This is a genomic window from Microcoleus sp. BR0-C5 (genome assembly GCF_036705045.1).
GTDB lineage: Bacteria > Cyanobacteriota > Cyanobacteriia > Cyanobacteriales > Microcoleaceae > Microcoleus.
In genome coordinates, this window is sequence record NZ_JAUBTR010000017.1 from 57,413 (window position 1) to 79,964 (window position 22,552).

At 49.6% G+C, this 22,552-nt stretch carries 14 protein-coding genes; 9 read left to right on the top strand and 5 right to left on the bottom strand.

Annotation, left to right across the window (positions count from 1 at the left end):
• Window positions 1-24: 24 nt before the first annotated feature.
• Together QUB08_RS10910 and hisD are read right to left on the bottom strand one after the other, a co-directional pair.
• Window positions 25-453, bottom strand: coding sequence for a universal stress protein (locus QUB08_RS10910; RefSeq protein WP_333224752.1), 429 nt, complete (start codon window positions 451-453; stop codon window positions 25-27).
• Window positions 454-777: 324 nt separating this feature from the next.
• Window positions 778-2,091: a histidinol dehydrogenase gene (hisD, locus tag QUB08_RS10915; protein ID WP_333041543.1), complete on the bottom strand. Its 1,314-nt coding sequence runs from the start codon at window positions 2,089-2,091 to the stop codon at window positions 778-780.
• 905 nt (window positions 2,092-2,996) lie between these two features.
• On the opposite strand from hisD, the gene rpsT reads away from it, so the two are divergent.
• On the top strand, window positions 2,997-3,299 hold the full coding sequence (gene rpsT / locus QUB08_RS10920; protein WP_333041544.1) for a 30S ribosomal protein S20: 303 nt from the start codon (window positions 2,997-2,999) through the stop codon (window positions 3,297-3,299).
• Window positions 3,300-3,522: 223 nt separating this feature from the next.
• Window positions 3,523-4,302, top strand: coding sequence for a TatD family hydrolase (locus tag QUB08_RS10925; protein WP_333224753.1), 780 nt, complete (start codon window positions 3,523-3,525; stop codon window positions 4,300-4,302).
• 356 nt (window positions 4,303-4,658) lie between these two features.
• Here the strand turns inward: QUB08_RS10925 and QUB08_RS10930 are convergent, their stop codons facing one another.
• Window positions 4,659-4,802, bottom strand: a complete 144-nt coding sequence (locus tag QUB08_RS10930; protein ID WP_333224754.1) for a hypothetical protein — start codon at window positions 4,800-4,802, stop codon at window positions 4,659-4,661.
• A gap of 102 nt (window positions 4,803-4,904) precedes the next feature.
• Between QUB08_RS10930 and rpoB the strand changes: the two genes are divergently transcribed.
• The 5 genes from rpoB (at window position 4,905) to QUB08_RS10955 (ending at window position 16,121) form a co-directional block, all read left to right on the top strand.
• On the top strand, window positions 4,905-8,291 hold the full coding sequence (gene rpoB, locus QUB08_RS10935) for a DNA-directed RNA polymerase subunit beta (RefSeq protein WP_333054817.1): 3,387 nt from the start codon (window positions 4,905-4,907) through the stop codon (window positions 8,289-8,291).
• Between the two features lie 149 nt (window positions 8,292-8,440).
• Window positions 8,441-9,529, top strand: a complete 1,089-nt coding sequence (locus QUB08_RS10940) for an HNH endonuclease (protein ID WP_333224755.1) — start codon at window positions 8,441-8,443, stop codon at window positions 9,527-9,529.
• An 84-nt stretch (window positions 9,530-9,613) separates the two neighbouring features.
• Window positions 9,614-11,488, top strand: a complete 1,875-nt coding sequence (locus tag QUB08_RS10945) for a DNA-directed RNA polymerase subunit gamma (RefSeq protein ID WP_333054814.1) — start codon at window positions 9,614-9,616, stop codon at window positions 11,486-11,488.
• A 291-nt stretch (window positions 11,489-11,779) separates the two neighbouring features.
• Window positions 11,780-12,001, top strand: a complete 222-nt coding sequence (locus tag QUB08_RS10950; RefSeq protein ID WP_333224756.1) for a hypothetical protein — start codon at window positions 11,780-11,782, stop codon at window positions 11,999-12,001.
• Complete coding sequence (locus tag QUB08_RS10955; protein ID WP_333224757.1) at window positions 11,988-16,121, top strand: DNA-directed RNA polymerase subunit beta''; 4,134 nt, start codon at window positions 11,988-11,990, stop codon at window positions 16,119-16,121. The genes QUB08_RS10950 and QUB08_RS10955 overlap by 14 nt, the downstream gene beginning before the upstream one ends.
• Window positions 16,122-16,433: 312 nt before the next feature.
• On the opposite strand, the gene QUB08_RS10960 is transcribed toward QUB08_RS10955, so the two are convergent.
• Window positions 16,434-16,829 (bottom strand): response regulator, encoded by a 396-nt coding sequence (locus tag QUB08_RS10960; protein ID WP_006632892.1) that lies wholly within the window; start codon window positions 16,827-16,829, stop codon window positions 16,434-16,436.
• A 927-nt stretch (window positions 16,830-17,756) separates the two neighbouring features.
• A complete protein-coding gene (locus tag QUB08_RS10965; protein ID WP_333224758.1) occupies window positions 17,757-17,882 on the bottom strand; it encodes a hypothetical protein in 126 nt (41 codons plus the stop codon).
• Window positions 17,883-18,324: 442 nt separating this feature from the next.
• Between QUB08_RS10965 and QUB08_RS10970 the strand changes: the two genes are divergently transcribed.
• Together QUB08_RS10970 and QUB08_RS10975 are read left to right on the top strand one after the other, a co-directional pair.
• Window positions 18,325-20,877: a DNA topoisomerase (ATP-hydrolyzing) gene (locus QUB08_RS10970; protein WP_333224759.1), complete on the top strand. Its 2,553-nt coding sequence runs from the start codon at window positions 18,325-18,327 to the stop codon at window positions 20,875-20,877.
• A 199-nt stretch (window positions 20,878-21,076) separates the two neighbouring features.
• The gene (locus QUB08_RS10975; protein ID WP_333224760.1) at window positions 21,077-22,510 is read left to right on the top strand and encodes an ATP-binding cassette domain-containing protein; all 1,434 of its coding nucleotides are present in this window, start codon (window positions 21,077-21,079) and stop codon (window positions 22,508-22,510) included.
• Window positions 22,511-22,552: the final 42 nt, after the last annotated feature.

The window sequence follows — 22,552 nt, forward strand, 5'->3', positions numbered from 1 at the left end:
AGTCGATCGCATTTACCAGCCTACTTACTTCGCCCGCACCACCAACACCGAACAAGGAGCCTCAGCCACAACATCCGCACTCACCGAACCCTCCAAAATCCGCTTTAAACCAGTCAAACCCCGACAGCCGATCGCAATTAAATCCGCCTTATAAATATTAGCCAAACGCAAAATTTCCTCTGCTGGCTGTCCAGAAACAATTTCCAATTCGCTCTGGCAAGGCAACTTTTCCTGATAAGATTGCAGTAACTTCTCTACCTCTCGGTAAGCAATCTCATCTCCCTGAGCGTGAGGTCTATCGACAACCGCGTCAAAATCCGACCTACCAGAACTGACAACATGAACTAGAATCACCTTTGCCGTCGGTTCTAGCTGAAATTGTCCTACAACTTGCAATACCTGAGTCGCTAACTCTGAATTGTCGATCGCTACCAAAACAGTATTCAATACCATGCACCTTTAAATTTCAGATATTTAGACTTTAAATTTTTCGTTGATTGTCGCCTACTTTCGACAATTTCGCGCTTCCCACCAACATCATTATTACCTACCCATAAACCCGGTTTCTTAACATAATTGCGTCATTTAAGCAAGATACTTGAAGAAACCGGGTTTCTTAAGCCCGCAGTTGGTAAGTAGGTAGGTGCAAATAAACTGAACCGCTTGTCACAGAATGTAAAGCTACCATAATCGCAAGAGAATTGCTTCCTTTCACTGCATTTCACTCGCTTTTGACTACCTATGTATTTTGCCGATCGCCCATCTCAAATTTACCATCTAAAACTCACCCTTTCCCTCATTTTCAGTCCGCAGCCGCACCGAATCAGCGTGAGAAGGAAGCCCCTCTGCTTCGGCCAATACATTAATCGCCCTACTCACCTTCTTAAGTGCAGCCGGCGAATATTGAATCAAACTCGAATGCTTCATAAAAGTTTCGACACCCAGCGGCGACGCATAGCGCGGAGCCCCAGAAGTCGGCAAAGTGTGATTCGGGCCAGCCAAATAATCACCTACAGCTTCCGGCGTCGAGCAGCCCAAGAAAATCGCCCCAGCGTGGCGAATTTGGTCGAGCAAAGCCCAGGGATCTGCAACTTGCAATTCCAAGTGTTCCGGGGCAAACTCGTTAGAGAGTTCTGCCGCCGCTTTGAGCGAGTCAACTACTACGACTAAACCATAGTTGGCGATCGCCTTTTCTGTTAAAGTTCGGCGCGGGTGATTTGCCAACTGTCTGTCCACCTCAGCCACCACCTTCCTAGCCAGCACCGAATCCGCCGTCAGCAAAATTGCCGACGCCATCGAATCATGTTCAGCTTGAGCCAACATATCCGCAGCCACGTGCACAGGATTCGCCGAACCATCCGCAATAATCAACACTTCCGACGGGCCAGCCAGAGAATCGATCCCCACAGTCCCGTAAACCAGTTTTTTAGCGAGGGTGACGTAAATATTCCCTGGCCCAGTAATTAAATCCACCTTCGGAATAGTTTCCGTACCGTAGGCTAAAGCTGCGATCGCCTGCGCCCCGCCTACCCGATAAATCTCATCAACTCCCGCTTCCTGAGCCGCTACCAGCACCGCAGGATTCATTTTCTTCTCCTGTCCGGGGGGAGTACACATCACCAGTCTCGGCACCTTGGCGACCTTCGCAGGAACCGCATTCATGATCACCGAGCTTGGATAGGAAGCCTGGCCGCCAGGAATGTAGATTCCCGCTCGATCGACCGGCGTGTAGCGCTTGCCCAAAACAATCTCGTCATCGCCAAACTGCACCCAAGACTTGGGTACGCGCTGTCGGTGAAACGCCTCTACCTGTTTGCAAGCCAGCCGGATTGCATTTAATAATTCTTTCGACACCTGTTGGTAAGCAGCATCCAATTCGGCGCCACTCACCCGTAAATCTTCCACATTTAGGGTCATGCGGTCAAATTCAGCAGTGTAGTGCAGCACAGCCTGATCGCCTCTGCGCCTTACAGCTTGCAGCACCTCCCGCACGGTGGCTTCTTTGTGAACGACAAGTTCGTCATGGGTGCGATCGCAGATCCGTCGCAGTTCAGCTTGTGCCTCAACCCACTGAGTAATGATTCGCAGCATGGAGATTAGGAATGCCGTCTATAACTTCACTAACATTTGCTTGACAATTGGGGATTTTTGTGGGGTTCTCCTAGAGAAGTAGGCCACCACCAGTCCACAAGCTTAAACCGCGATAATCGCGGCATTTTCCCAGGCTTCAGTGCAGCATTTAAATCTCTGTCGAGGATTTTGCAACACTGAGGACAAGTCACAACCTTCTCTCTTGAATTGCCCGCCAGAGAACCGGTTGCGGAGGGAGAGGGTGGGAACGCAGAGGGGGAGAGTGTCCGACCCCGATAATATCCGAGAGGGAGAGTGTTCGAGGGGGAGAATTTTGATTCTGCCTTCTACCTTCTACCTTCTGATCCGGCTGTCTTCTACCTTCTACCTTCTACCTTCAGCTTTTTACCTTCTACCTTCGGTAAGTGCTTCTTGCCGAAGCCCAAATAACCCGTATTCTTTGTTATAGCTTAACTTGGATTTTTCAGAGAATTGGATTTTAAGCAAAATAGGTGCTATATTAGTTTTTCCAACACCTGATATTTTTTTTATTAAAAAACGCCAAATTATTGTATACTTGAAAATTGCGCGCAAGAAACCGTGACTTTAACTCGTGACGGTGGAAACACCGCAAAACGCCTCTGTAACACCCGTGTCATACCTTTGGGTATTGTCAGGGGTAAAAAACAGCCAGTTAAATGAGTCAATAAAAAATTATTGCGCGGGCCTCGCCAAAAAGTAGCCACAGACTCAGCTCAATCTGAATCTCAATCTGAGCGAATCGAGAGTGGCTGTCTCACTCCGCCCTTAAAAATCAAGCTTTTTGCGGATCTATCCCGAAAAGGTTGTCCTTCAAAATCCCCCTGTCTTGGGACTGTCTTGAGACTAGGGTGTATCAATGAATACCTACTTCCAGCAACTGAACTATGGCAAATATTAAGTCCGCCGTCAAACGAGTCAAAATCGCCGAACGTAACCGCTTGTACAACAAATCTTACAAGTCAGCGGTCAAAACTTTGATGAAGAAGTATTTCGCTGCCGTAGACAAGTACGCCGCAGCTCCTAGCCCGGAATTAATGCAAGAAGTTCAGCAGCGAATGTCTGAGGCCTACAGCAAAATTGACAAAGCTGTCAAAAAAGGTGTACTCCACCGCAACAACGGCGCTCGCAAAAAGTCCCGCTTGGCAAGAACCCTCAAGCCACACGAAGCATCCTCGGTAGCGTCTTAAGGAAGCAGAAAGTTCGGCAACGAAGCAGTGTACAAGATTGAAGGGATGGATGTTGAGGGAAGAAGTCAAGCGTGAAGCAGTCAAGCGTGAAGCAGGAAGACGGAAGAAAGAAGACGGAAGATTTTTCCCACACTCTCTCCCACTCCCACTCCCAGACTCTCTCACTCCCCCCTCGCCCTATCCCACTAAGACTCTCCCGTATCACCTCTAATCTGCTTCCCCCATGCAGCTCATCGACACTCACGTTCATATCAACTTTGAGACCTACAAATCTGAGTTAGAAGCCATTCGAGAACGCTGGCGCGAAGCTGGTGTAGTTCGGCTGGTTCATTCTTGTGTAGAGCCAGAAGAGTTTGCCAGCATTCAAGCAATCGCCAACCAGTTTGCAGAAGTGTCTTTTGCGGTTGGACTCCACCCCCTAGATGCCGACAAGTGGAAAGACGAGACTGCAAGCCAGATTAGGGAATTAGCAAGTTCGGACTCTAGGGTAGTGGCGATCGGCGAAACCGGACTGGACTTTTATAAAGCTGACGATCGAGAACACCAGTTTAAAGTGTTTGAGGCACAGCTTGAAATCGCCCAGGAACTTGACAAACCAGTCATTATCCACTGTCGCGACGCCGCCGCCCCAATGGCCGAAATGCTGAGGAACTTTTGGCAAACACGCGGGCCTGTGCGCGGGGTCATGCACTGCTGGGGAGGCACACCCGAAGAAACCCAGTGGTTTTTAGACCTAGGTTTCTACATTAGTTTTAGCGGAACAGTCACCTTTAAAAAAGCCTTGCAAATACAAGAATCAGCTTGTATGGTAAATAGCGATCGCATCCTAGTCGAGACAGATTGCCCTTTTCTCGCCCCCGTACCCCAGCGGGGAAAACGCAACGAACCAGCCTATGTCTACTACGTAGCCGAGCAAGTTGCTAAATTGAGAGGAGTTTCTCTCTTAACTTTGTCCCAGCAGACAACCGAAAATGCCTGTCAGCTATTCGGCTTTTCTGTTTAGTTATAGCAGAGCAGAGAAACGAGGAAAACAGGTTGATTTAGGAGCCAGCGATCGGGATAATCCCATTTCTATCCTGCCAGAAAAACCGGATTCATCCTTTATTGGAGATTCTTTTGGCGTTGCCTGTTGCGATCGGATTTGCGTCCTATAATAAAAAGAACCGACTGATCGGGCGTTGGCTTAGTATCCGCGACTGCGATGTCGCCCGCTTGAGGCCAACACAACGCGAGTACGCTAACCTTCGGGATAGGTCAAAACTTCAGGCAATACCTCAAACTTACACACTCAAACTTACACATCAGAAGAAACTTGGAACCTCAGCAATTTGGCAATAGCTGTCAAGTCAATTTTAGGAGTCAAAAGTGTAGGGAATTTCCCCTGGGATACCACGAGATCAGAGCTAAAAGCATCTCGATCGAAACTAAAATCCGCACAAAAATACTGCGAGCCACCAGCAAAAATAACCGTTGCAGCAGTTGGCAGGCGATCGAAAACATCATATAAATTCTCTCACACAATCCATCAAAAAAACGCAACAAGGTAAAAAAGCCCAGCCTTGGCGCCATGTAAAAAGCTAGAGCCACTGCGGAAAAAGGACCCCCATGACCACTAAAGATTACACAGAATTCGCCTTTACCTTGCCCGATTTGATAGAAATCCAGCGGGCAAGTTTTCGCTGGTTCCTAGAAGCCGGGCTGATCGAAGAACTCGACAGCTTCTCCCCGATTACAGACTACACGGGCAAGCTGGAACTCCACTTCATGGGCAAAGACTTCAAACTCAAGCGCCCCAAATATGATGTCGACGAAGCCAAGCGCCGGGACAGCACCTACTCGGTGCAAATGTACGTCCCCACCCGCCTGATTAACAAAGAAACAGGGGAAATCAAAGAACAAGAAGTCTTCATCGGCGACTTGCCCTTGATGACCGAGCGCGGCACATTCATCATCAACGGCGCAGAACGGGTAATTGTCAACCAAATCGTGCGTTCCCCCGGCGTCTACTACAAATCAGAAACCGACAAAAACGGTCGCCGTTCCTATAACGCCAGTCTGATCCCCAACCGCGGCGCTTGGCTGAAATTTGAAACAGACAAAAACGATTTAGTCTGGGTCAGAATCGACAAAACCCGCAAACTCTCAGCCCAAGTGCTGCTCAAAGCCCTCGGACTCACAGACGGCGAAATCTACGACTCACTCCGCCACCCGGAATACTTCCAAAAGACGATCGAGAAAGAAGGACAATTCGGCGAAGAAGAAGCTTTGATGGAGCTCTACCGCAAACTACGTCCAGGCGAACCCCCCACCGTGGCGGGGGGAGAACAGCTCCTTAACTCGCGCTTTTTCGACCCCAAACGCTACGATTTGGGCCGAGTCGGCCGCTACAAACTCAACAAAAAATTGCGCTTGACAGTCCCCGATACAACGCGGGTGCTGACATCCCAAGATATTTTGACGGCGATCGACTACTTAATTAACCTCGAATTCGACATCGGCTCCACCGACGACATCGACCACTTAGGCAACCGTCGCGTCCGCAGTGTCGGAGAACTGCTGCAAAACCAAGTGCGCGTCGGACTCAACCGCTTAGAACGGATCATCCGCGAAAGAATGACAGTCTCGGATGCCGACTCCCTCAGCCCCGCCTCTCTGGTCAACCCCAAACCGCTGGTAGCAGCAATCAAGGAATTCTTCGGTTCCTCCCAGCTATCGCAGTTCATGGATCAAACCAACCCTCTGGCAGAACTGACTCACAAACGTCGGCTTTCCGCCTTGGGCCCTGGAGGTCTGACCCGCGAACGCGCCGGGTTTGCAGTACGGGATATTCACCCGTCTCACTACGGCCGGATTTGCCCGATCGAAACACCAGAAGGCCCCAACGCCGGTCTGATCGGTTCCTTGGCAACCCACGCGCGAGTCAACCCCTACGGCTTCATCGAAACTCCTTTTTATCCAGTAGAAAAAGGACGGGTGCTGCGCGACAAAGCGCCTGTTTACATGACAGCCGATGAAGAAGACGATTTGCGCGTCGCCCCCGGAGACATCAGCCTCGACGAAAACAACAACCTCTTGGGCGAAACCGTAGCCGTCCGCTACCGCCAAGAATTCACTACCACCACTCCGATGCAGGTGGACTACATGGCGATTTCGCCCGTGCAAATCGTCTCCGTCGCGACATCCCTGATTCCGTTCCTGGAACACGACGACGCCAACCGAGCTCTGATGGGATCGAATATGCAGCGGCAAGCTGTGCCGCTACTGAAACCAGAACGGCCCCTCGTCGGTACGGGCTTGGAAGCTCAGGCGGCGCGAGATTCCGGGATGGTTGTGGTTTCCCGGATCGACGGCGAGGTGATTTACATCGACGCTACCCGGATTATTGTCAAACCCCTGGCTGTAGATGCCGAATCGAATTCCAGCGAAGAACATTTCCTGATTAAGGAATACGACGATCTCAAAGTCAAACAGCCCTCGGTTTGGAAGCAAAAATATGCTGGCTGCATCGAACACGAACTGCAAAAATATCAGCGTTCTAACCAGGATACTTGTTTAAACCAGCGTCCGCTGATTTATGAGGGCGATCGAGTTGTAGCAGGTCAAGTTCTGGCTGACGGTTCCTCCACAGAAGGGGCAGAACTCGCTCTGGGTCACAACATCCTCGTAGCTTATATGCCCTGGGAAGGCTACAACTACGAAGACGCGATGCTAATTAGCGAGCGTTTGGTGTACGAAGATGTCTACACTTCGATCCACATTGAAAAATACGAAATCGAAGCCCGCCAAACCAAACTCGGCCCCGAAGAAATCACCCGTGAAATTCCTAACGTCGGCGAAGACGCGCTGCGCCAGCTAGACGAACAGGGCATTATCCGCAAAGGAGCCTGGGTAGAAGCCAGCGACATCCTAGTCGGCAAAGTCACCCCCAAGGGCGAATCCGACCAACCGCCGGAAGAAAAACTGCTGAGGGCAATCTTCGGCGAAAAAGCCCGCGACGTGCGGGACAATTCCCTCCGCGTCCCTAACGGCGAAAAAGGCCGCGTGGTGGACGTGCGGGTGTTTACCCGCGAACAGGGCGACGAACTGCCCCCTGGCGCCAACATGGTCGTCCGCGTCTACGTGGCTCAAAAGCGCAAAATTCAAGTCGGCGACAAAATGGCCGGCCGCCACGGGAATAAGGGTATTGTGTCCCGGATTCTGCCGATGGAGGATATGCCTTATTTGCCCGACGGGACTCCGGTTGACATAGTGCTCAATCCCTTGGGCGTACCGTCGCGGATGAACGTAGGTCAGATTTTTGAGTGCTTGCTGGGATGGGCGGGCGAAAATCTGTCGATGCGGTTCAAGATGGTGCCTTTTGATGAAATGCACGGCGCTGAAAAGTCGCGGGAAACCGTACACGGCAAGCTGCAGGAAGCCAGGGAAAAAACCGGTAAGCCTTGGGTGTTTAATGAAAAGCACCCCGGCAAGACTATTGTCTACGATGGCCGAACTGGGGAACCGTTCGATCGCCCGATCACAGTCGGCATCGCCTATATGCTGAAGCTGGTTCACTTGGTAGACGATAAGATCCACGCCCGTAGCACAGGCCCTTACTCGCTGGTAACGCAGCAGCCTTTGGGCGGCAAAGCGCAGCAAGGGGGTCAGCGGTTCGGAGAAATGGAAGTCTGGGCGCTGGAAGCGTTCGGCGCCGCTTATACTTTGCAAGAGTTGCTGACTGTGAAGTCGGACGATATGCAGGGGCGGAATGAAGCGCTGAATGCGATCGTCAAAGGCAAAGCTATTCCGCGCCCCGGTACGCCGGAATCTTTCAAGGTGCTGATGCGGGAGTTGCAGTCTTTGTGCTTGGATATTGCCGTGCACAAGGTGAATACGTCCGACGAGGGCAGCGAGCACGTTGAGGTGGATTTGATGGCAGATGCTGGGGGCAAGCGATCGCCCTCCCGGCCTACTTACGAATCCCTTTCTCGTGACGAACTTGACGAGGATTAGGCATTAAAGATTAAAGATTAAAGATTAAAGATTTTTTGACAGCATTCAATTCTTTAATCTTTAATCAACAATCTCAAATTAAAATGCCTCAGCAGTGTTCGTACCACTGCTGAGGCGAATCAACGCTCTAAACAGGAGAGACGCTGAACATGAATATTGTAACAGTTGTCCCAGGAATTCAAGGAGAAGTTGACCGGGCGACGGGCTGTATTAATTGGCAAGGGAGCAAGTTTGGCAACGGTTACGGGCGCAAATGGATCGATGGCAAAACGGTTTTAGTCCACCGGTTAGTCCTCGAATCAAAAATAGCAGGGTTCCTCGGTTCCGGTTATTTTGGTTGCCATACCTGCGACAATCGAAGCTGCATCAACCCGGCACATCTGGTAGTAGGTACTGCTGCTGAGAATACCGGGCAGATGATTGGGCGCGATCGCAAAACTCCCAGACGCAAAAGTATTCCCGGTATTGGCATATTGTCGATCGCACAACTACGGGAAATTCAGACTAAATATTTATCTGGAACAGTCAAAAACCACCTAGCAAAAGAGTATGGGGTACAACATGAAACTATTACTAAGATACTTCAGACAAATATTCCCGATAACTTCACTACAGTTTCGCCAGGTTTTTTAGGAGAAATTCAAGACAACGGCTGCATCATTTTTCAAGGCTCAAAGGACGGTCAAGGCTATGGCAGGTACTTTAAAAATGGGAAATCGAAATCAGTCACTCGTGCTGTTTTAGCAGAGAAATTAGGATGTGAAATTCCCACTTCAATAGATGCTTGTCATAGCTGCGATCGTCCCAGTTGCATCAATCCAGAACACCTGTGGGGTGGTACCCGTTCCCAAAATTCATTAGATGCTTCTAAGAAAGGACGCACTCAAGGCAAAAGTCATCCCCTTTCCAATGCCAAATTAGATTGGGAAAAGGTGCGAGAAATTCGACAAAAGCTAGCAGCAGGAGAGAGGATGAAGGATGTAGCACAGGAATACAGTGTCGGCCGCAAAACCATACACGATATTAAATATCACGTCACTTGGAAGGAAGCAGGTCAACAGGTTCCACTTCCTCGCATGGGTGGACATCTTGATCGCAAATTTACTTTTGCTCAAGCTCTTGAAATCAGAGAACGAATTCAAGCCGGAGAATCCATTGCTAAAATTGCTCAGGAATTTGGGGTATCCAGAAATGTCATTTCTGATATCAAAAGGAATGTCACATATAGAGGAGAATAAAATTGATTTAAGCCGCAAAAAAAACCAACAAAAAAGATAAATTACCACAAATTATCGCCTGTAAATCATCAATTGGAGTCAAGAATGGCTAAAATAGAACAACGCTTTGATTACGTCAAGATCGGGTTAGCTTCACCAGAAAGAATTCGACAGTGGGGAGAGAGAACTTTACCCAACGGTCAGATAACCGGCGAGGTGACAAAACCCGAAACAATAAATTATAGGACATTAAAACCTGAAATGGATGGCTTGTTTTGCGAGCGCATTTTTGGGCCTGCAAAAGATTGGGAATGTCATTGTGGAAAGTACAAACGAGTTCGCCATAGAGGCATTGTTTGCGAAAGATGCGGTGTTGAAGTCACTGAATCTCGCGTCCGCCGCCATCGCATGGGATTTATCAAATTAGCGGCTCCAGTAGCTCACGTTTGGTATCTCAAAGGTATTCCGAGTTACATGGCAATTCTGTTAGATATGCCGCTGCGAGATGTCGAACAAATCGTCTATTTTAATGCCTACGTTGTCCTCAATGCAGGTAATGCAGAAAAGCTGCAATACAAGCAATTGCTCACGGAAGATGCTTGGCTGGAAATAGAAGACGAACTTTACAGCGAAGATTCCACGCTGACGGGCGTAGAAGTGGGCATAGGTGCTGAAGCTTTGCAAGTTTTGCTGCAAAATATTCCGCTAGAAAGTGAAGCGGAAAAGTTGCGGGAAGATATTGCTAATGCTAAAGGTCAAAAACGGGCAAAGTTAATTAAACGCTTGCGGGTTATTGACAACTTCATCGCTACGGGTTCTCAACCCGATTGGATGGTACTCAACGTGATTCCGGTGATTCCCCCCGACTTGCGGCCGATGGTGCAGCTAGACGGCGGGCGTTTTGCAACGAGCGACCTCAACGACCTTTACCGGAGAGTCATCAACCGGAATAATCGGTTAGCGAGACTGCAAGAAATTCTGGCGCCGGAGATTATCATCCGCAACGAAAAGCGGATGCTGCAAGAAGCTGTGGATGCGCTGATTGACAACGGTCGCCGGGGCCGGACAGTGGTGGGCGCAAACAACCGCCCGCTGAAGTCGCTGTCGGACATCATTGAAGGGAAACAAGGGCGCTTCCGGCAAAACTTGCTGGGGAAACGGGTTGACTACTCCGGGCGTTCGGTGATTGTGGTGGGGCCGAAACTGAAGATTCATCAGTGCGGTTTGCCGAGGGAAATGGCGATCGAACTTTTCCAGCCTTTCGTCATCCACCGCCTGATCCGCCAAGGATTGGTCAACAACATCAAAGCTGCCAAAAAACTGATCCAGCGCAACGATCCCAGTGTTTGGGACGTGCTTCAGGAGGTGATTGAAGGACACCCGGTAATGCTGAACCGGGCGCCGACGCTGCACCGTTTGGGGATTCAAGCCTTTGAGCCGATTTTGGTGGACGGGAGGGCAATTCAGCTTCACCCGCTAGTCTGTCCGGCTTTTAACGCTGACTTTGACGGCGACCAAATGGCAGTGCACGTGCCTTTGTCTCTGGAATCTCAGGCGGAAGCGCGCTTGCTGATGCTGGCTTCTAACAACATTATGTCGCCGGCAACCGGAAGACCGATCGTTACTCCTTCTCAAGATATGGTGCTCGGTTGCTATTACTTAACAGCCGAAAATCCTGACGCTCAAAAAGGAGCCGGTCACTATTTCTCCAACCTCACCGACGCGGTTGTAGCTTACGAACAAGGAGTCGTTGACTTGCACTCCTATGTGTGGGTGAGGTTTCAAGGCGCTATCGAAAACATAGAACCTGAAGGAGAACCACTGAAGGTAGAACGCTCTACCGACGGTATAGTGACGAAAGAATACAAGTTCCGCCGGGTGCGGGAAGACGGAGACGGCAAGGTGCTCAATCAGTTCATTCGCACTACTCCGGGCCGGATTATCTATCACCAAACGATCGAATCGGTAATTAACAATTAGAAATGGGGAATCGGTAAGAGGTAATGGGTAACAGGTAATAGGTAACAGGTAATGGGTAATAACTTGCCAATAATTGCTAGCCAATAATAGTAATTGAAGACGGAAAAATTACCCATTACTACTTACCAATACTTCGGCTACGCTGTTTCTGAGCGAAATCGAAGGGCAGTAAAAGTTACTAATTACCAATTAAGTAGGTAGGTGCAAGTAAACTTTATTATGGGAAGGGCTGGTGTGCATTCATCTCCTAGCTTAGCTCTTTTCCTTATACGCTAAACCCACCCCTGCAAAATGCTGGTTGTTTGTTCCCGCCACTCTACTTATCAATTACCAATTACCAATTACCAATTACCAATTACCAATTACCAATTACCAATTACCAATTACCAATACTTCGGCTACGCGGTTCCTCAATCCTTCGGCTTCGCTCAGGGGAACCGAATGCGAACTGCCGTAAAAGTTACCAATTACCAATTACCAATTACCACTACTCAGAAAAATGACAGAAAATAAGGAAATTGTTTTTCGCAATCGAGTTGTTGACAAAGGTCAGCTCAAAAAATTAATCTCTTGGTCTTTCATGCACTACGGAACGGCCCGTACAGCGCAAATGGCCGATAAACTCAAAGACTTGGGTTTCCGCTTTGCGACACGAGCAGGAGTTTCGATTAGCGTAGACGATTTGCAAGTACCCCCGTCAAAACGATCGCTCCTGGATGCAGCCGAAGAAGAAATCCGCATCACCGAACAAAAATACACCAGAGGCGAAATCACCGAAGTCGAACGCTTCCAAAAAGTAATCGATACCTGGAACAGCACATCAGAAGACCTCAAAGACGAAGTAGTCAAAAACTTCCGAGCCACAGACCCCCTAAACTCGGTCTACATGATGGCATTCTCCGGGGCGCGGGGAAACATTTCTCAAGTGCGGCAGCTAGTCGGAATGCGCGGATTGATGGCTGACCCGCAGGGGGAAATTATTGACTTGCCAATTAAAACCAACTTCCGGGAGGGACTCACCGTTACCGAATACATCATCTCTTCCTACGGTGCGCGCAAGGGCCTGGTAGATACGGCGTTGCGGACGGCGGACTCTGGCTATTTGACTCGTCGGTTGGTGGATGTGTCGCAGGATGTAATTGTGCGGGAGGTGGACTGTGGCACTCAGCGGGGTATTCGGGTGCGACCGATGACGGATGGGGCAACGGTGCTGATTCCGCTGAAGGATAGGTTGCTGGGGCGGGTGTTGGCGAGGGATGTGGTGCATCCGAAAACGAGGGAGGTTGTGGCTTATGGCGGCGAGAGGGCTGTCCGAAATCAGCCAATTACGGATGAGTTGGCGGGGGAGATTGGTAATTCTGGGGTGGGGGAGGTGTTTTTACGATCGCCCCTGACTTGTGAATCGACTCGATCGGTGTGTCAGCACTGCTATGGCTGGAGTCTGGCGCATTTGAAGATGGTGGATATGGGTGAGGCGATCGGGATTATTGCGGCTCAGTCGATCGGGGAACCGGGAACCCAGCTCACCATGCGTACTTTCCACACTGGGGGGGTATTTACTGGGGAGGTGGCGAAACAGGAACGGGCTCCTTTCCCTGGGGTGGTGAAGTTCAAGAATTTGCGTACTCGATCATTCCGCACCAGACATGGCGAAGAGGCGCTGGTGGCAGAAAACAATGGCAAGCTTGTGTTTGAGGGGGATGGATTTGAGGAAGGGAAATCGGGGGCTAAGAATCAAAAGCTGAAAATTGAGTTGGCGATTGTTCAGGGTTCTACTCTGATGGTCAAAGACGGACAGCGGGCGATTCCGGGTCAAGTTTTGGCTGAGGTGCCGATCGTCGGTCGGGCTGCGCGCAAGACTACGGAAAAAGTGACTACAGATGTGGCTTCTGACTTAGCGGGAGAAGCGAAGTTTGCTGATTTGGTGCCGGAAGAAAAAACTGATCGCCAAGGGAACACGACGCGCACGGCCAGCAAGGGGGGGCTGATTTGGATTCTATCGGGAGAGGTCTACAATTTGCCTCCGGGGGCGGAACCGGCTGTGAAAAATGGCGATCGCATTCCGGCGGAAAGCGTGATTGCTGAAACTAAGCTGGTCTCGGAACATGGTGGGGTAGTTCGCATCGCTGACCCCAGAGAAATCGAAATTATCACCGCCCAAGTCCTGCTCGACCAAGCGGTGGTGCGGGCAGAAAGTGCGGGGGGCCGCGACCATTACACGATCGAAACATCTTCTAAGCAGCGGTTTTCCCTGAAGACTGCTCCTGGGAGCAAGGTGATTAACGGGGAAGTGGTGGCGGAACTGCTGGACGACAGCTACCGCACGGCTACAGGGGGGATTGTCAAGTATGGGGGAGTGGAAGTCCACAAGCGCGGCAAGGCTAAACTTGGCTACGAGGTGGTTAAAGGTGGGACTCTGCTGTGGATACCGGAGGAGTGCCATGAGGTGAATAAGGATATTTCTCTGCTGCTGGTGGAAGATGGCCAGTACGTTGAGGCGGGTACTGAGGTGGTTAAGGATATTTTCTGCCAAACCAGCGGGGCAGTGGAAATCACTCAGAAAAATGACATCCTGCGGGAAATTGTGATCAAACCGGGCACACTCCATGTAGTAGACCGCCCGCCGCTAACATTTGGGGAAGGTCAAATCGTCAACGCTGGTCAAGAAATTTTTCCAGGCTTGGTGGCTGAGGAGTTAGGCTATGCGGAGTATATCGAGACTCCGGAGGGCCCGGCTTTGTTGCTGCGGCCTGTGGTGGAGTTTCCGGTGCCGGATAAGCCTCCGGTGCCTTCTCAGACGGCGCTGAATGAGTCGATTTCTTTGAAGGCGGTGCAGCGGCTTCCTTATAAGGATGGGGAGCGGGTGAAGTCTGTGGAGGGATTGGAACTGTTGCGGACTCAGCTTATTTTGGAAATTGGTTCGGGGGCTCCGCAACTGGCGGCGGATATTGAGCTGTTGCCGGATGAGGATGATGCTGCGGCTTTTGGGGCGGACGGTTCGGGGCCGGCTTGGGGTTCGCCTGAAGATGTTAGTGGGTCGCAGGAGTTGGCGGTGGCTGTGGATGATGGGGGCGATCGAGTTTCCAAGACTTTCCGCTTGCAGTTGGTGATTTTGGAGTCGCTGGTGATTCGGCGGGATGTGTCTGCTGACCCGACTCAGGGGAGCACTCACACGCGGCTGTTGGTGGAGGATGGGCAGTCGATCGCGCCTGGGGCTGTGGTGGCGCGGACGGAGATTCTCTGCAAGGAGGCGGGTATTGTTCGGGGCATCCGTGAGGGGCAGGCCGAACCGGTGCGCCGACTGTTGGTGATGCGGGATGCGGATTCTATTGCGATTTCTGTGGCGAGTACGCCGGATGTGAGTCCGGGTCAACTGCTGGTGGCTGGTACGGAAATAGCTCCGGGGGTTGTTCTGGAGGAGTCGGGCCAAGTTGTGAAGGTTGTGCCTGCGTCGGGGACAGAATCGGCGAAACTCTTGCTGAGGGTGGCTCGTCCTTACCGGGTTTCGGCGGGTGCGGTGCTGCACGTGGACGACGGGGACTTGGTGCAGCGGGGTGACAATTTGGTGATTCTGGTGTTTGAGCGGGCAAAGACTGGGGATATCATTCAGGGTTTGCCCCGGATTGAGGAACTTCTGGAGGGGAGGAAGCCGAAGGAGGCTTGTATTTTAGCTAAGCGGCCGGGGACGGCTCGTGTGGTTACGGATGATGATGTTGTGGAACTTGCGGTGATTGAGGATGATGGCCGGATTGAGGAGTATCCTTTGTTGCCTGGTCAAAATCCGATCGTTTCCGATGGACAGCGGGTGGGGGTTGCGGAGGCTTTGACGGACGGGCCTGCGAATCCTCACGAGATTCTGGAGGTGTTCTTCCACGTGCTCAAGGAGCGGCAGTCTACTTTTGAGGCGGCTTTGGAGAGTTTCCAGCAGGTGCAGACGTTTTTGGTGAATGAGGTGCAGTCGGTTTATCAGTCTCAGGGCGTGGATATTTCTGATAAGCACATCGAGGTCATTGTCCGCCAGATGACTAACAAAGTCAGGATGGAGGATGGGGGCGATACTACTATGCTGCCTGGGGAGTTGGTAGAATTGCGGCAGGTTGAGCAGGTGAATGAGGCGATGTCAATTACTGGTGGAGCGCCGGCGGACTATACTCCGGTGTTGCTGGGGATTACTAAGGCTTCGCTGAATACTGATAGCTTTATTTCTGCTGCTTCCTTCCAGGAGACTACGCGGGTGTTGACGGAGGCTGCGATCGAAGGTAAGTCTGACTGGCTGCGCGGGCTCAAGGAAAATGTGATTATCGGCCGCCTGATTCCTGCGGGTACTGGGTTCAATGCCTATGAGGATGCTGGGGTTCAGGATGCCGGTTTTGATGGTGCTGTGTTTGATGACGACATCCACGATTTGCAGGAGGATGTGGTACTTGATGACCGTACTGCGCGCCGTGCTTATACGATCGAGAGCGGTTTTGAGATCGGGCGCCCGTCTGATCTTGAGCCTGATGAGGATTTTGAGGAGGTTGAGGTTGATGATGACGATTTTGTCGCTGAGACTGAGGATGATGCCTTGGGACCGGATGTTGACGATGAGGATGATGATATCGGTTTTGACTTCGATGAGGACGAAGAGTAATAATAGTTTTGAGATTGCATGAATGAGTGAACAGCGTTGCGCTCGCTGAAGATAATTTGGTTCCTCGCCGCAACGCACCATTCGATTTCACTCGTCATAAAAATCTCAAATTTTGCCTCACGAATTCAAAGTCCGAACTCATAGCATTGTGTAATCGGGACATCCAAAGGAAGAAGGAAGAAGGAAGATTCAGAGTTTAAGCAAACTTTGTAATTATAGAGTTTTAATTGTTTGTTGGTTCAAACAAAAAATTCTTTCTTCCTCCTTCCTTTTTCCTTCTTCCTTCTTATTGCTTCGGCATATATGGTTCACTCAATCAGGCAGCAAAGCCTTGATTTGATTAACAAACTCTTGATGGTCTACCACAGGTTTAGAGATGTAACCGTCGGCACCGCTTTGATCCAGAAATGTTTCTTTATCACCAGCCATCGCGTGAGCAGTCACCAAAATAATCGGCAGCGATGCCGTTTGTGGGTCAGCTTTGAGCAGTTGAGTAATCTTAATGCCGTCAACAGATTTGCCCTGGTACACGCTGCGCGAAAGAGACACATCCATTAAAATCAAATCAGCTTCGCCGTTGGCAGCAATCTGCATCACCTCTTCAACATTTTCCGTGTGCTTCACGGCTAAGCCCCCCCGCTTAGTCAGAATTTTGGAAAAAACCCGAGCATTAACCAAATCGTCCTCTACAATCAGAACGGTTTTCATAAATAAATATGGGAAGTATAGAAACTTTGTGACTTTAGTCCAAAGAGGAACACGACACGGGGATTACATTCCCCGTCAAAAATGCAGAGTTTTTAGCGCCATCAGCCGGGAACCCTGCAAAACCCGTATGTATATCCTTGAGCCACTAGCTGTGAGAGGGTTTACAGATGCTTAGAAGCATCCAGTACCATCATTTAGACTACTACACACAGACAGTTTAGTTCTTTTTTATAACTAGGCCTGGCACTGGTGAGAGTCTCAAGATTCTCAGGTAGCAGGTTTCTAGTACAATCCAGGACGCATGGACGACGCCTCGCAACCGGGTTTTTGCTCGTTTCGGCGGGCTATAATGAACTATTGCTATGAAAAAACCCGGTTTCTGACTACCTGTGCATCCTGGACTTATAGTACCCTCTCTTTCGGTTAAGCCTCCGGCTTCTACCATTTTAGATTTTAGATTTTAGATTTTAGATTTTAGATGGGAACTGATTGAGTGGATATCAGTTGGGAGTACTGGCCTACAGTTGCATTATTTTTTGAACTGGTATTAGATTCTGGAATGTGTGATAATTATTTTCCTTCCTCCTGATTAGAATCAAGCCCTGTTTATTCACATACTCCCGTCGCCACAGCATTCGGAGTAGCCAATCTAGCGGGGATTGTTGGAGATTCCTAATTCTCAGTTTTAACCCATCCAAAGGACTTAAAATATCGACGCTTTCTTTCATCAAGGGGATGCCAGACTAGGAGATATCGCCAGGAGAGCTTTTGACTGATGAATTCATCAATATCGGCATTTTTGACACTCTCAGCGAGTCACGGCTACGCTCTATTGTTGAATAAGCCCAAAACTGGGACTTCACTCATAGTCCAGTTGCCTCTACACGATCAGAACCACTACCACTACCAGAGGTATTACAATTGGGCTTACTTTTCTTTTTTAATACTTTTGGAGTCCATCACGCTTGCCAAAATACGGTAAGCTCGATCGTCTACCATTGCTGCTTGATCCACGCTACGGCTGTACTGAGACGACATCAATGACGAGATCAATCCGGGGTTTCTCCTGAATAAAATATTTCTTCGTGTAGATGGTTATTCCTAATTGCAATTAAATTCTATCATAGATTGACGGGGACTCAAGTCCCTCGTGACGCTTTCCTACGAAGAGCTACAGCCTCACTACGTTCTGAGTTTCTGGCATTCCGTGTTCTCCTGTGAATCAACCTTCTCACGGCAGAAGGTAAATAGACAGGTAGGCGCAAATCAAGGCAACATAGAGGTTAGGGTAAGAGTGGAGAGTAAGAGGCAAGTGTTGCCCGTCTTCGGGACTCTGATTCTGCTTTCACAAGTTAAGTTTATTTTTATTCTTCAAATGGGCGGTTGGGTCGAACTTTAGGTTCGCCTGCGGCAAAGGCTTTTCAATCGAGACAGGGAACCTCGGCATTATTGACAGAGGCTGTTTTCACTCAGGAATTAACGGACACAAGGACTCATGGCTAAACAACTCAACCTACTTTCCGGGCAAGTAATTTCTACGCCTCTGCACGCCGAGATGCAGCAATCGTACCTCGAATATGCCATGAGTGTGATCGTCGGGCGAGCTTTGCCTGATGTCCGCGACGGTTTAAAACCAGTTCACCGTCGAATTTTATATGCGATGCACGAACTAGGTCTGACGCCAGACCGACCTTACCGTAAGTGCGCCCGGGTAGTTGGAGATGTTTTGGGAAAATATCACCCCCACGGCGACCAATCGGTTTATGACGCTTTGGTACGCATGGTTCAGGAGTTTTCGAGCCGCTATCCTTTACTGGCGGGTCACGGCAATTTCGGTTCGGTGGACAATGATCCGGCGGCTGCTATGCGCTATACGGAAACGAGGCTAGCACCGATCGCCCACGAAGCTATGCTAACCCAAGTCGGCGATGCAACTGTTGATTTTACTGCCAACTTTGACAGTTCGCAGCAGGAACCGACGGCGCTGCCTGCTCAGTTGCCGTTTCTGTTACTCAACGGCTGTACGGGCATTGCTGTGGGGATGGCAACTAATATCCCGCCGCACAATTTGGGGGAGGTGGTAGACGGTTTAATTGCTTTGATTGAAAACCCGGAACTATCCGACGAGAAGTTGATAGAACTGATTCCGGGCCCGGATTTTCCAACTGGAGGGGAAATCGTCGCTACAGAGGGCATTGTTGACGCCTACACTAAGGGTCGAGGCAGCATTGCGGTCAGGGGTGTGGCCGGAGTGGAAGAAGTGCCAGGTAATCGCAAGGTGCGTACTAAAACGGCGATCGTGGTGACGGAGTTTCCGTTTCAGGTAAATAAGGCGGCTTGGATTGAAAAGGTGGCGGAGTTGGTCAATGCTGGCCGCCTCGACGGTATTTCTGATTTGCGTGACGAGAGCGATCGCGAAGGCATTCGAGTGGTGATTGAACTCAAGCGGGAATTTACCCCAGAAGCGGTTCTGGCTCGTCTTTATCAACAAACTGACCTGCAAACAAATTTTGGGGCGATTTTGCTGGCAATTGTCAACGGTCAACCCCGACAATTGACGCTCAGACAATTGTTGCAGGAATTTCTGGATTTCCGGGAAGTGACTCTTACCCGCCGCTACAATTACGAGTTGCAGGCTGCGGAACGTCGCTGTCATATTGTCCAAGGCTTAATGTTGGCTTTGACAAATCTCGATACCGCGATCGACATTCTCAGAAATTCTCCTGACGGTACTACTGCTAAGCAAACTTTGCAAGTTCGCCTCAATTTGAGCGAAAGTCAAGCTGATGCGATTTTGGCGATGCCTATGCGTAGACTGACTGGTTTGGAAAGGCAAAATTTGCAGTCTGAGTTTGATGAGTTGATGGCTAACATTCAAGAATTGCAGCGGTTGTTGAGCGACAGGCGTGAACTTTTGAAGGCTTTAAAGAAGGAATTTCGATCGCTCAAACGCAAGTACGCTGACCCCCGCCGCACTAAATTCGCCAATGGAACTGCACGCGCAGCAAACGCCGAATCACAATTTGCTGGTAAGAAAAATTCAGGGGTGAAGCAGTTGTCGCCGGCAACGATTCAGCCTAACTTATTGCCCGTTCTAGAGGCAGAGGAAACTATTGTTGAATTTTCGCACAAGCAGTACGTGCGACGCTTGCCGACTGGGGAAAAGCCACGCTCGAAAAGTCGCGAAAAATCGGTTTCTGCTTTAGAAAAAAATGAAGATTTTATTGTGACGGCAAATCTGACGAAAACCGATCGCACTTTGGTTGTCTTAACTCCTAACGGCAAAGCTTACCCGCTGAAAGTGGCTGATATTCCTAGTAGTAGCGCCAAAGACAGGGGAACGCCGATCGTTAGTTTGTTGTCGCCGAGTGCTACTAAAGAAAGTGCCGGTCGCGCTTTGTCGGAAATCACAGTTGCACACTTTATTTTGCCGGAAAATTCGGAAGCAGCAGATTTAGTAACTCTGACTCAGCAAGGGAAAATTAAGCGCTTGCCGATGCAGGAATTTGCTGATTTGACTAATCGTGGCGTTACAGTTGTTAAACTCAAGGAGGACGATCGGCTGCGCTGTGCGAGTCTGGCTAAAGTCGGCGAGCAAGTGGCGATCGCGACTTCAGGAGGCAGAGTCCTCCGGTTTGAGATCGATGATGAACAACTGCCGCCAATGGGCCGCAGCGCCCAGGGATCTCAAGTTACCAGATTGCGGAAGCAGGAACAGTTGGTGGGTTGTATCACTCTCGACCCGGAAGACAGTCTGGTGCTAATTTCTGAGTTGGGTTGGGCAAAACGAATGCCTGCAGGTTCTGTCAGACTTACTAACCGGGGGGAAATTGGCACTCAAGCTTTTCGCTTCGCAGAGCCTAAAGATGCTTTGGTTGGCTTGCTGTCGGCTGTTCCGGGTACGGATGTTAAACTTTTTACTACTTCTGGCCGCCTGCTGCGATCAACTATTGATGCTATAGCTTTTTGGGGGAAAGATGCTGCGGGCGATCGAGTTTTTGACCTCAATCCGGGTGAAAAAATTATCAAAGTTATCAGCAGTCAATAGTCATTAGTCATGGGTTATTCATTGTGTCATTATTCGCTGTGAGTCAATTAAAGCTTGCCTTTGTTGCCTTCCAGAGTATACGTCCAATTCCATTCCCCATTAAGCCTTGTTCCCAGGCAGAGCCTGGGAATACATACCCGGAGGCTCTGCCTCCAATTCCCCAATCTAAAATCTAAAATCTAAAATCTAAAATTGTTTAATGGCGCAAGTTGTATTAGAAAATATCTACAAAAGTTTTCCGCTCCGCCAAGGAGAACAGGAAAAAGAAGCAAACACCGTCGCAGAAAATGTCTCGCCTATAGCCGATCGCCCTGCGTCTAACAGCGTTTTGCGGCGCATTAACCTAACGGTCGAAGACGGGGAATTCATGGTGCTGGTGGGGCCTTCTGGCTGCGGAAAAAGCACTTTGCTGCGATCGATCGCCGGTTTGGAAGTTTTGACTGCTGGCAATATTTGGGTTGGCGATCGGCTGGTTAACGATTTGCCTCCTAAAGACCGAGATATTGCTATGGTATTTCAAAATTATGCTCTCTATCCTCACTTAACAGTTTACGATAATCTCGCCTTTGGATTGCGTCGCTCGGAAAGGGAGAAGGAAGAAGGGAGAAGGAAGAAGGAAGAAGGAAGAAGGAAGAAGGAAGAGGGAAGAAGGAAGAAGGAAGAAGGGATAAGGGGGAAGATACAAGGAGAAGAAGGAAGCATCCAGAAGATAGAAAAAATTAGGAATAAGATAGAAGAAGTTATTAATAATTTAGCTTCTAATTCTTTTAAAAGTCATCTAATTTATCCTTTGTTTGAGGACTTTTTAGGAGGAGCTACTCGCAAGTTGCCTCCGGGTTTGCGCTATTTGTCGGAACGGGAAAAGGCAGTAGGAAAACGAGTGCGAGAGGTAGCTGAATTATTGCAAATAGAATCTCTTTTAAATCGCTTGCCGAAACAACTTTCCGGAGGGCAAAAGCAGCGGGTAGCTTTGGGTAGGGCGATGGCTAGAAATCCTGAAGTTTTTTTGATGGACGAACCGTTATCGAATCTGGATGCGAAATTGAGGGCGGAAACTCGATCGCAAATTGTGCAGTTGCAGCGACAGTTGGGAACTACAACTATTTATGTGACTCACGACCAAACTGAGGCGATGACTATGGGCGATCGGATTGCTATTATGAAGGTTGGCCAAATTCAGCAAGTAGCTCAACCTCTAGAGCTTTACAACAAGCCGGCTAATCTGTTTGTTGCTGAGTTTATCGGTTCTCCGCCGATGAATTTTTTGTTGGTGGAATTTAGTGCTCCGCTGTTGATTTCTCACCCGCAATTTCGCTTTACTTTACCCGATATTTGGGCAAAAAGTCTACAACAATATGACGGGCGAAAGCTGATTTTGGGCATTCGGCCGGAACATCTGAGCATTAACCCTCCGGCTACCAAAAATCTTTCGGTACAAGTGGAAATTGTAGAGGCTTTGGGACACGAAACTTATTTGGGGGTTTGTTTGACGGATGCTCCGGCGGTGCGGATGCAAGTGCGGGTTCCTCCTGAGCGATCGATCCGAGTTGGCGAGGAGCTTTGGTTGGCCATCGCCCATGACAAGATTCACTTGTTCGACCCTGATACCGAGTTGGCTATTTTTCCTCGTTAGGTAAAATCATCAAGGTCGATCGACCGTTGTGACCGATATCAC

Excerpts from the sequence above, each read along its gene's own strand:
- QUB08_RS10910 (WP_333224752.1), bottom strand. The coding sequence starts at position 453 with ATGGTATTGAATACTGTTTTGGTAGCGATCGACAATTCAGAGTTAGCG.
- hisD (WP_333041543.1), bottom strand. The coding sequence starts at position 2,091 with ATGCTGCGAATCATTACTCAGTGGGTTGAGGCACAAGCTGAACTGCGA.
- rpsT (WP_333041544.1), top strand. The coding sequence starts at position 2,997 with ATGGCAAATATTAAGTCCGCCGTCAAACGAGTCAAAATCGCCGAACGT.
- QUB08_RS10925 (WP_333224753.1), top strand. The coding sequence starts at position 3,523 with ATGCAGCTCATCGACACTCACGTTCATATCAACTTTGAGACCTACAAA.
- QUB08_RS10930 (WP_333224754.1), bottom strand. The coding sequence starts at position 4,802 with ATGATGTTTTCGATCGCCTGCCAACTGCTGCAACGGTTATTTTTGCTG.
- rpoB (WP_333054817.1), top strand. The coding sequence starts at position 4,905 with ATGACCACTAAAGATTACACAGAATTCGCCTTTACCTTGCCCGATTTG.
- QUB08_RS10940 (WP_333224755.1), top strand. The coding sequence starts at position 8,441 with ATGAATATTGTAACAGTTGTCCCAGGAATTCAAGGAGAAGTTGACCGG.
- QUB08_RS10945 (WP_333054814.1), top strand. The coding sequence starts at position 9,614 with ATGGCTAAAATAGAACAACGCTTTGATTACGTCAAGATCGGGTTAGCT.
- QUB08_RS10950 (WP_333224756.1), top strand. The coding sequence starts at position 11,780 with ATGCTGGTTGTTTGTTCCCGCCACTCTACTTATCAATTACCAATTACC.
- QUB08_RS10955 (WP_333224757.1), top strand. The coding sequence starts at position 11,988 with ATGACAGAAAATAAGGAAATTGTTTTTCGCAATCGAGTTGTTGACAAA.
- QUB08_RS10960 (WP_006632892.1), bottom strand. The coding sequence starts at position 16,829 with ATGAAAACCGTTCTGATTGTAGAGGACGATTTGGTTAATGCTCGGGTT.
- QUB08_RS10970 (WP_333224759.1), top strand. The coding sequence starts at position 18,325 with ATGGCTAAACAACTCAACCTACTTTCCGGGCAAGTAATTTCTACGCCT.
- QUB08_RS10975 (WP_333224760.1), top strand. The coding sequence starts at position 21,077 with ATGGCGCAAGTTGTATTAGAAAATATCTACAAAAGTTTTCCGCTCCGC.